Below are 9560 nucleotides of genomic sequence, written 5' to 3'. Positions count from 1 at the left end.
ATCGAATGAGCAGCGGGCGATTTACGGTCTTGCTCCAGAGCCAAAAGTTGCCCCGTACCCAGCGACAGAAGGTATGATAGGGCTTATCTTTGTGCACTCCCCATCCTGGCTATGACCGTACAAGCACCTGCAGCAACCTCCCCCGTCGATAACAGCCCGCTGGGCACTGTCATGGCGCTGGCCGTGCAGGGCGCCCTGAGCATCGGCGACCTGTTCAGCGCCGCCGGCGTGCTCCAGCAGTCGGGCCAGTTGCCTGCCGCCATCGCCCTGTACCGCGCGTGGATTGCCCACACGCCGACGCCGCTGGCCTACGCGGCCTGCTTCAACCTGGCCGTGGTGCTGTCGCAATCGGGCGACGACGCCGGCGCCGAGCAAGTGCTGCGCCAGGCCATCGCGCTCAATCCGCATTTCGTCGAAGCCCGCCTGAACCTCGGCACCCTGCTCGAACGCGGCGGCCGCCCGGACGAGGCGCTGGCCATGTGGGAGAGCATCCTCGGCCCCGAGATCCAGCCCGACATCAAGACCAACCCGACGCTGCACGTGCAGACCCTGAACAACCTGGGCCGCCTGCTGGAAATCCGCAAGCGCTACCCGGAAGCCGAAGCCATGCTGGCGCGCAGCCTGCGCGTCGATCCGCAGCAGGCCCATGTCATGACGCACTGGGTGCACCTGCGCCAGAAGCAGTGCGAGTGGCCGGTGTACAGCGGCCTCGAACACATTTCGCTGGCCACCATGATGGAAGGCACCTCGGCGCTGGCCATGTTGAGCGCCTCGGCCGACCCGGCCCAGCAGCTGGCCGCCGCGCGCCGCTTCGTCAACGAAAAGGTCAACGCCGCCGTGGCGCCGCTGACCGGCGCCCACGGCTACGGCCACCAGCGCCTGCGCATCGGCTACCTGTCGTCGGACTTTTGCTCGCACGCGGTGTCGATCCTGACCGCCGAGCTGTACGAGCTGCACGACCGCAATAAATTCGAAGTCTATGCCTTCAGCTGGAGCCGCGAGGACGGGTCGCCGATCCGCGCCCGCGTGGTCAAGGCGATGGACCACTACATCCGCATCGACGCCATGAGCGACGAGCAGGCGGCGCGCACCATCCGCGCCCACGAAATCGACATCCTGGTCGACCTGCACGGCCTGACCCTGGGCGCGCGCCCCAACATCCTGGCCTACCGTCCGGCGCCGGTGCAGCTGACCTATCTCGGCTTCCCGGGCAGCACCGCGCTGCCCGGCATCGACTATGTGCTGGCCGACGAGTTCCTGATCACCCCGGACATGGCCGAGCACTTCACCGAGAAGCCGCTGTACCTGCCGGACTGCTTCCAGATCAACGACCGCCAGCGCGCCATCGCGCCCAAGCCCAGCCGCGCCAGCGTCAACCTGCCGGAAGACGCCTTCGTGTTCTGCTCGTTCAACAACAACTTCAAGTTCACGCCGGAGCTGTTTGAAGTCTGGATGAACATCCTGCGCCGCGTGCCCAACAGCGTGCTGTGGCTGGTGGCCGACTATCCGGAAGTGCGCGAAAACCTGTGGCGCCACGCCGAGCAGGCCGGCATCGACCGCAAGCGCCTGATCTTCAACACCCGCGCCGTGCCGGCCGAATACCTGGCGCGCTACCAGCTGGCCGACCTGTTCCTCGACACCTACCCGTTCAACGCCGGCACCACCGCCAGCGATGCCTTGTGGGCCGGCCTGCCGCTGCTGACCTGCGCCGGCCAGACCTTCTCCTCGCGCATGGCCGGCAGCCTGCTGCGCGCGGTCGACCTGCCGCAGCTGATCACCTACAACTTCGCCGACTACGAAGAAAAAGCTGTGGCACTGGCCAACGAGCCGCACCGCATTGCCGCCATGAAGCGCCAGCTGGTGGCCAACCGCCTGACCTGCGCCCTGTTCGACAGCCCGCGCTTCGTGCGCAACCTGGAAACCGTGCTGCAGCAAGTGGCCAAGCCGGCCGCGCCGCGCCTGGCCGCGCCGGCGCATGCGGTGCATCCGTCGGAACAAGTGCCGGCCGAGCCGGTGCGCATCGACCAGATCCCGGTGGTCACGGTGTCCTACAATTCGCCCGACCTGATCGAGGCGCTGCTGCGCACCTTCCGCCAGTTCTACAGCAACCGCGTGTACGTGATCGACGGTTCCAATCCGGACGTGGCCGAGCAGATCCGCGCCATCACCGACCGCCACGACAACGTCGAGTTCATCCCGTTCGGCTACAACATCCACCACGGCCCCGGCCTGGCATGGGCGATCAACCACCTGGGGCTGTCGGGCGAGGTGCTGTTCCTCGATTCCGACGTCGAGATCATCAAGGGCGGCTTCCTGGAGTCGCTGCACAGCGCGCTGCGTCCGGGCATGTACGGGGTCGGCAGCATCCAGCCGGTCAACGAGGCCGGCTACGACCGCGCCGACGGCCATGTGCGCTACCTGCACCCGGCCTGCATGCTGACCAATATCGAGGTGGTGCGCCAGTGGCCGATGCCGATCAAGCATGGCGCGCCGCTGATCGCCGCCATGCTGGCCATCCACCAGGCCGGCCAGCATGAGCTGATCGACAGCCTCGACTGGGTGAAGGAAGATTTCGCGCCCAAGCCGCCGAAACGCAATTACATCAAGCACGACTGGCAGGGCACGGTGATCCGCACCGGCGGCTACCACTACGACCTGCCCAGCGCCACCAGCACCGTCAACACCGACCTGCTGCAATTCGTGCCGCTGGAGGCGCGCAAGATCGTCGAGGTGCACTGCCGCGACGGCGCGTTCGCCAAGGCCTACAAGGCGCGCAACGCGATCGTCAACTACACCGGCATCGAGGCCGCGCCGGCGCCGGCCCAGGCCGCCCGCGCCCACTGCGACTTCGTGTTCAACGCCGACATCGAGCACGGCGCCCCGGACCTGTGGGACCACGTGCGCGGGGCCGACTGCTGGGTGCTGGACGAGGCGCTGGAACAGATGGACGATCCGTGGTCGCTGCTGCGCAAGATCCGCACCAGCATCGCGCCCGGCGGCAAGCTGGTGCTCACCATCCACAACTTCCAGCACTGGAGCATCCAGGCGCGCCTGAACGTGGGCGACCTGCGCTACGGCGGCGCGCTCGACAAGGCGCGCAAGCGCGTGTTCACCCGCGGCGCCGTGCTGGAATTGCTGCAGCAGGCCGGCTTCCAGATCAGCGGCGGCAGCGCCCGCATCACCGACGAACCGGCGCGCGAAAAATACCTGCCGGCGATCCGCCTGATGGCCGGCGCCAGCGGCGTCGATCCGGTGGTGGCGGTCGAGGATGCGCTGCCGTGGCAATACATCGTGACGGCCGTGGCCGCCTAATCCGAGGAGTGTGCGCATCATGATGGACCAATGCCGCTTGATTGACCTGCCCAAGCACCACGACCCGCGCGGCAACCTGTCGGTGATCGAGGGCGGCGTGCACGTGCCGTTCGACATTGCCCGCGTCTACTACCTGTACGACGTGCCGGGCGGCTCCTCGCGCGCCGGCCACGGCCACATCGAGCTGCAGCAGCTGTTCATCGCCATGTCGGGCAGCTTTGACGTGATCGTCGACGACGGCTACCAGCGCAAGAAATTCCAGCTCAACCGTTCCTACTACGGCCTGTACGTGCCGGGCATGATGTGGCGCGAGGTCGAAAACTTCTCCTCCGGCGGCGTGTGCCTGGTGCTGGCCTCGACCAAGTACGATCCGGGCGACTACTACCACGACTACGACGAGTTCGTGGCCGCCGCCCACCAGCATCGAAAATAACCACTTTAGCGAGTCCCCATGAGCGTCCCCTTCCTCGACCTGAAAGCCATCAACCTGTCGCAAGCCGACGAGCTGGAGGCCGCCTTCAAGCGCGTGCTGCACTCCGGCTGGTACATCCTGGGCGCGGAAACCGCCGCCTTCGAGGCCAACTTCGCCGCCTACTGCAACAGCCAGCACGCGATCGGCGTGGCCAACGGCCTGGATGCCATCTTCATGATCCTCAAAGCCTACGGCATCGGCCCCGGCGACGAGGTGATCGTGCCGTCCAATACCTTCATCGCCACCTGGCTGGCGGTCAGCGACTGCGGCGCCACGCCGATCCCGGTGGAACCGGCGCCGGACAGCTTCAACATCGATCCGGCCCGCGTCGAAGCAGCGATCACGGCGCGCACCAAGGCCATCCTGGTGGTGCACCTGTACGGCCAGACCGCCGACATGGACCCGCTCAAGGCGCTGGCCGCCAGGCACGGCCTCAAGCTGATCGAGGATGCGGCCCAGGCGCACGGCGCGCGCTACCGTGGCGGCGTGGCCGGCCAGCTGGGCGACGCTGCCGCGTTCAGCTTCTACCCGGGCAAGAACCTGGGCGCGCTGGGCGACGGCGGCGCCGTCACCACCAACGACGCCGCGCTGGCCGAACGCATCCGCACGCTGCGCAACTACGGTTCCAAGGTCAAGTACTACAACGAGGTGCCGGGCTATAACTCGCGCCTGGACGAGGTGCAATCGGCGGTGCTGAACGTCAAGCTGCCCAAGCTGGACGCCGACAACGCCCGCCGCCGCGCCATCGCCGCCATTTACACGCGCGAGCTGGCCGGCGTGCCGGGCCTGGCGCTGCCGCTGGTGCCGGCCTGGGCCGAGCCGGTCTGGCACGTGTATGTGATCCGCCACGCCCGCCGCGACGAGCTGGCCAAGGCGCTGGCCGAGCAGGGCATCGGCACCATCGTGCACTACCCGGTGCCGCCGCACCTGCAACCGGCGTACGCCGGCCTGGGCTACCAACAAGGCGCCTTCCCGCTGGCCGAAGCCATCCACCGCGAAGTGCTGAGCCTGCCGATGGGGCCGACCATGAGCGACGCCGACGCGCTGCAAGTGGCGGCGGCGGTGCGCCAGTTCTGCGGCGCCTGAGGCAGTCATCATGATCCATCCCAGCGCCATCGTCTCGCCGCACGCGCGGCTGGGCGCCAACGTCAGCGTCGGCCCGTTCACCATCATCCATGACAACGTCGAGATCGGCGACAACGCGGCGATCGACGGCTATTGCGAAATCGGCTACCCGACCCCGCTGGCCGACGGCCTGCCGCTGGTGATCGGCGCCGGCGCGCGCATCCGCTCGCACTCGGTGTTTTATGAAGGCTCGCGCTTCGGCGACAAGCTGGTCACCGGCCACCGGGTGGTGGTGCGCGAGAAAACCGTGGCCGGCGTGGCGTTCCAGATCGGCACCATGAACGATATCCAGGGCGACTGCGAGATCGGCGACTATGTGCGCTGCCAGTCGAACGTGTTCATCGGCAAGGCCTCCAGGGTCGGCAATTTCGTCTGGCTGCTGCCCTACGTGGTGCTGACCAACGACCCGCATCCGCCCAGCAATCTGCTGCTCGGCGCCACCATCGGCGACTACGCGGCGATTGCCGCCATGTCGGTGATCCTGCCCGGCGTGACCGTCGGCGAACGGGCGCTGGTGGCGGCCCACAGCAAGGTGCACCGCGACGTCGAACCGCACACCGTGGTGGCCGGCAACCCGGCGCGCTACCTGTGCGACGCCAGCAAGATCCGCCTCAAGGACGGCAGCGACCAGCCGGCCTATCCGTGGACCCGCCACTTCCACCGCGGCTATCCGGCCGACGTGGTGGCCGGCTGGGACACCCCTTAACCCTATGGCACTGCCCCGATGAAAATTACCACGGTCATCCCCGCGTATAAACCCAAGTACCTGATGGAACTGCTGGCCGCGCTGGCACAGCAGACCGAAGCGCCCGAACGCATCATTTTCTCCGACGACAGCCCGGACCAGAGCTTCATCGCCATCCTCGAATCGGAGCCGGTCAAGTCGGTGATCGCGCATTTGAACGTCAGCACCATCGTCGGCCCGCGCCGTGGCGCCCACGCCAACTGGGCGCACTGCATCCAGGCCTGGGACGGCCAGACCGAGCTGCTGCACATCCTGTGCGACGACGACATCATCTACCCGCACTTCTACGCGCGCCACCGCCAGGCCCATATGTCGGGCCATTTCAGCTCCACCATCAGCCGCCGCTGGTACGCCAACGAGACCGGCCAGCCGGTGCGCCACAGCCTGAACCTGCCGGAAGCGGTGGACAACCATCCGCAGCGCCTGATTTCGCTGGACGCCAACGCGCTGTTCGTCAGCACCGTCGGCCGCGCCGCCAACTGGCTGGGCGAGGTGTCCAACACCGTGATGCGGGCCGACGTGGCCGAGGTGATCGTCAAGCGCGAGGTGGACGGCATCGCCATCAGCGGACTGGAGGATCTGGGCGCCTTCATCTGCGGCGCGCATGCCCATCCGCTGTGCTTCATCAACGAGCATCTGGGCTTCTTCCGCCAGAGCGCCAACCAGAACTCGGCCGTCAGCACCTCGGGCGCCATGAAGTGCGCCATCATGAGCTACCTCGGCTTGGCGCTGATCGGCCTGCGGCGCGGCCTGATCAATGAGGAACAGGCGCAGTACTGCTTCAACGCGGTGGGCAGCAATGTGCTGTGGCACTACCGCGACGAGGCCGACACGGCGGCGATCCGCGCGGTGCTGCCGGCCCTGATGGCCGGCGCACCGGGCGCCGACGCGCCGTTCCTGGCCGCCTGGCATGATTTCGTTGCCGCCCACGGCCTGTTCTAGGCGGTTGTGCCGGGCGCGAAATGCGCCCACAATATACCCATGAGCCACAGCGTCCCCAGCGAACCATCGCCCCTGCAGGAACTGAACCGCGCCCTGGCCGCCAACGAGCTGGCGCGCGCCAGTTCGCTGGCGTTCGCGCTGGCGCGGCAGGGCGAACTGCCGATCGTCGAACTGTTCGGTCTGGCCGGACTGCTGGGCCAGGCCGGCGACGCCGCCCGCGCCGCCGAGCTGTACCACCTGTGGCTGCGCTGCACCGACACCCCGCTGCTGTACGCCGGCTGGTACAACCTGGCGGTGCTGCAAATGCAGAACGGCGACCAGCGCGAAGCCGAACCGTCGCTGCGCGCGGCGCTGGCCATCAAGCCCGATTTCCTCGACGCCCGCCTGGCGCTGGGCGCTTTGCAGGAACGCCTGCAACAGCCGGAAGCGGCGCTGGCCACGTGGCGCGCGGCGCTGGCGCAAATCGATCCGGAACTGCCGGCCAGCCGGCCGCAGCAGCTACAGGCGCTCAATCACCTTGGCCGCCTGGCCGCCGCGCGCCGCCTGTACGGCGAAGCGGAGGAAGCGCTGGCGCGCAGCCTGCTGCTCGATCCGCGCCAGCCGGCCGTGATCGCCCAGTGGCTGCAACTGCGCCAGCAGCAATGCGCCTGGCCGGTGTACGCGCCGCTGCCCGGACTGCGCGAGGCCGACCTGGCCGAGGCCGCCTCGCCGGCCACCGCGCTCGACAGCAGCGACGACCCGGCGCTGCACCTGGCGGCCGCGCGCCGCCACAGCATCAACCAGGCCGCCGCGCCGGCCGCGCCGCTGGCCGGGCCGCACGGCTACGCCCACCACCGCCTGCGCCTCGGCTACCTGTGCGCCGACTTCGGCGCCGATGGCGCGGCGCGGCTGGCGGCCGGCCTGTATCGCCTGCACGACCGCGAGCGCTTCGAAGTCTACGGCTTCAGCTGGTCCAGCCCGCCACCGCCCGATGCGCCGGCCAGCACTGCCGCCGCCAGTGCGCTGGCGCCGGCCGCGCTGGCCGGCCTCGACCACCACATCGACCTGGCCGGCATGGGCGACCTGCAGGCGGCGCAAACGCTGCGCGCGCATGAGATCGACATCCTGATCGACCTGCACGGCCTGGATGAAGCCGGCCGTCCCGGCATCGTCGCGCTGCGCCCGGCGCCGGTGCAGATCGCCGCGCCGGGCCTGCCGGCCAGCAGCGCCATGCCGGCCGTCGACCACGTGCTGGCGGACGCCTTCGTGCTGCCGCCGGCGCTGGCGCCGCACTTCACCGAACAGCCGCTGTACCTGCCGCACTGCGCCCAGTTCAACGCCCGCCTCGACCAGCCGGCCGAGGCCGCCATCGTCCTGACGCGCGCCGCCTGCGGCCTGCCGCCCGAGGGCATGGTGTTTTGCTGCTTCCACCCGCAGCACCAGATCACCCCGCAGCAGTTCGGCAGCTGGATGCGCATCCTGCAGCGCAGCCCCGGCAGCGTGCTGTGGCTGGGCGCCGACAGCGAACCGGTGCGCGACAACCTGCGGCTGGCCGCCTTGCGCCACGGCGTCGCCAGCGCCGCGCTGGTGTTTGCCGCGCCGGCCACGCCGGCCGTGATGCAGGCGCGCTGCCAGCTGGCCGACCTCTACCTCGACACCGCGCCGCGCAGCGGCGCCATCGGCGCCAGCGACGCGCTGTGGGCCGGCCTGCCGGTGCTCACGCGCGCCGGCCGCAGCTACGCCAGCCGCAGCGCCGGCAGCCTGCTGCACGCGGCCGGCCTGCCGGAACTGGTCACGCACAGCGAGCGCAGCTACGAAGACCGCGCGGTGCGGCTGGCAACCCGGCCCAAGGAACTGGCGCGGCTGCGCAATCGCCTGTTGCGCAAGCGCGACAAGCTGGCCTGGTTCGATGCCCCGGCCCAGGTGCGCGCACTGGAGCAGCTGTACTGGCAGGTGGCGCGCCGCAGCCCAGCCGAGGCCGGTATCGATACCGATGTCGATGTCGATACCGGCGCAGCAGCGCACGGGCCGGCGCCATGCGGCAAGCGCGACGCCAGCCTGCCGCTGGTCAGCCTGCTGGTGGCCAACCACGCCAGCGGCGCCGCCGCAGCGGCCGCGCTGGAACAGACGGTGCGCAGCGCGCTGGCGCAGGACTATGGCCACTTCGAAATCATCGTCAGCGACAGCAGCGGCGACGACGCCTGCCGGCGCCGTCTGGCGCCGCTGCTGAAGCGCCAGCCGCAGCTGCGCTACCACCGCGCACCGGCGCTGGCGCCGGCCGACAACCTCGACCACAGCCTGGCGCTGGCGCTGGGCCAGTACATTGCGGTGGCGCCGCCCGGCGAACAGCTGGACGCGGACAAACTCAGCCGCATGATGCGCTACTACCACGACTATCCGGCGCTGGGCCTGGTGGCCTGCTGGCGCCAGGCCTGCGACGCCGACGGCGCGCCGCTGGCGGGCGCACCGCTGCTGCCGGGCGACACCGCGCTGGGCGGCGCCTCGCTGGCGGCGCTGCTGCTGAGCGACGAGCACGGCGCCGGCGGCGCCCTGTGCGAGCCGGCCGCGCTGCTGCTGCGGCGCGACGACCTCGGCGCCGGCTTCGGCCACTACCAGGGCAAGCGCTACACCCGCCTGGCCGGCATCGCCACCCTGCTGGCCAGCCTCAACGGCCGCGACTGCGCCTACATCGCGGCGCCGCTGTCGCACTACGCGCCGGCCGGCGAGACCGCGCCAGCCGGCATCGACAGCGAACTGGAGCTGGCACTGGAGCGGCTCACCCTGTTGTACGAGGCCCACACGCGCCAGCACTACCTGCCCGACCACGCACGCTACAAGGCATTGCTGGCCACCCGGCTGGCGGCGCTGGCCACGCTGGCCACGCAGCACCACGCGGCACTGGCCACGGCCGCGCTGGCGCGCCGCGAAGCGATCCAGCAGGCGCTGCGCCAGGGCTACCACCTGCTGCTCGAATAGTGCCGCAGG

At 69.5% G+C, this 9560-nt stretch carries 6 protein-coding genes; all 6 read left to right on the top strand.

Annotated features, from left to right (window positions below):
• Positions 1–111 precede the first annotated feature (111 nt).
• The 6 genes from BMZ70_RS26550 to BMZ70_RS26525 are packed head-to-tail and all read left to right on the top strand — an operon-like array spanning position 112 to position 9551.
• Positions 112–3312: an O-linked N-acetylglucosamine transferase family protein gene (locus BMZ70_RS26550; protein ID WP_092281248.1), complete on the top strand. Its 3201-nt coding sequence runs from the start codon at positions 112–114 to the stop codon at positions 3310–3312.
• A gap of 19 nt (positions 3313–3331) precedes the next feature.
• Positions 3332–3745: a sugar 3,4-ketoisomerase gene (locus BMZ70_RS26545; RefSeq protein WP_092281246.1), complete on the top strand. Its 414-nt coding sequence runs from the start codon at positions 3332–3334 to the stop codon at positions 3743–3745.
• An 18-nt stretch (positions 3746–3763) separates the two neighbouring features.
• Positions 3764–4870 carry a DegT/DnrJ/EryC1/StrS family aminotransferase gene (locus BMZ70_RS26540; RefSeq protein WP_092281244.1) on the top strand — a complete coding sequence of 369 codons (1107 nt, stop codon included), beginning with the start codon at positions 3764–3766 and terminating at the stop codon, positions 4868–4870.
• A gap of 10 nt (positions 4871–4880) precedes the next feature.
• A complete protein-coding gene (locus BMZ70_RS26535) occupies positions 4881–5615 on the top strand; it encodes an acyltransferase (protein ID WP_092281242.1) in 735 nt (244 codons plus the stop codon).
• Between the two features lie 18 nt (positions 5616–5633).
• Positions 5634–6596, top strand: coding sequence for a glycosyltransferase family A protein (locus tag BMZ70_RS26530; protein ID WP_092281240.1), 963 nt, complete (start codon positions 5634–5636; stop codon positions 6594–6596).
• A 39-nt stretch (positions 6597–6635) separates the two neighbouring features.
• Entirely contained in the window at positions 6636–9551 is a 2916-nt protein-coding gene (locus BMZ70_RS26525) for an O-linked N-acetylglucosamine transferase family protein (RefSeq protein ID WP_092281238.1), read from the top strand.
• Positions 9552–9560: the final 9 nt, after the last annotated feature.

Origin of the sequence: Duganella sp. CF402 (genome assembly GCF_900109645.1) — a bacterium.
GTDB lineage: Bacteria > Pseudomonadota > Gammaproteobacteria > Burkholderiales > Burkholderiaceae_D > Rugamonas.
The sequence above is the reverse complement of the archived record's forward strand: the minus strand, read 5'-3'. Positions and strand labels throughout refer to the sequence as shown.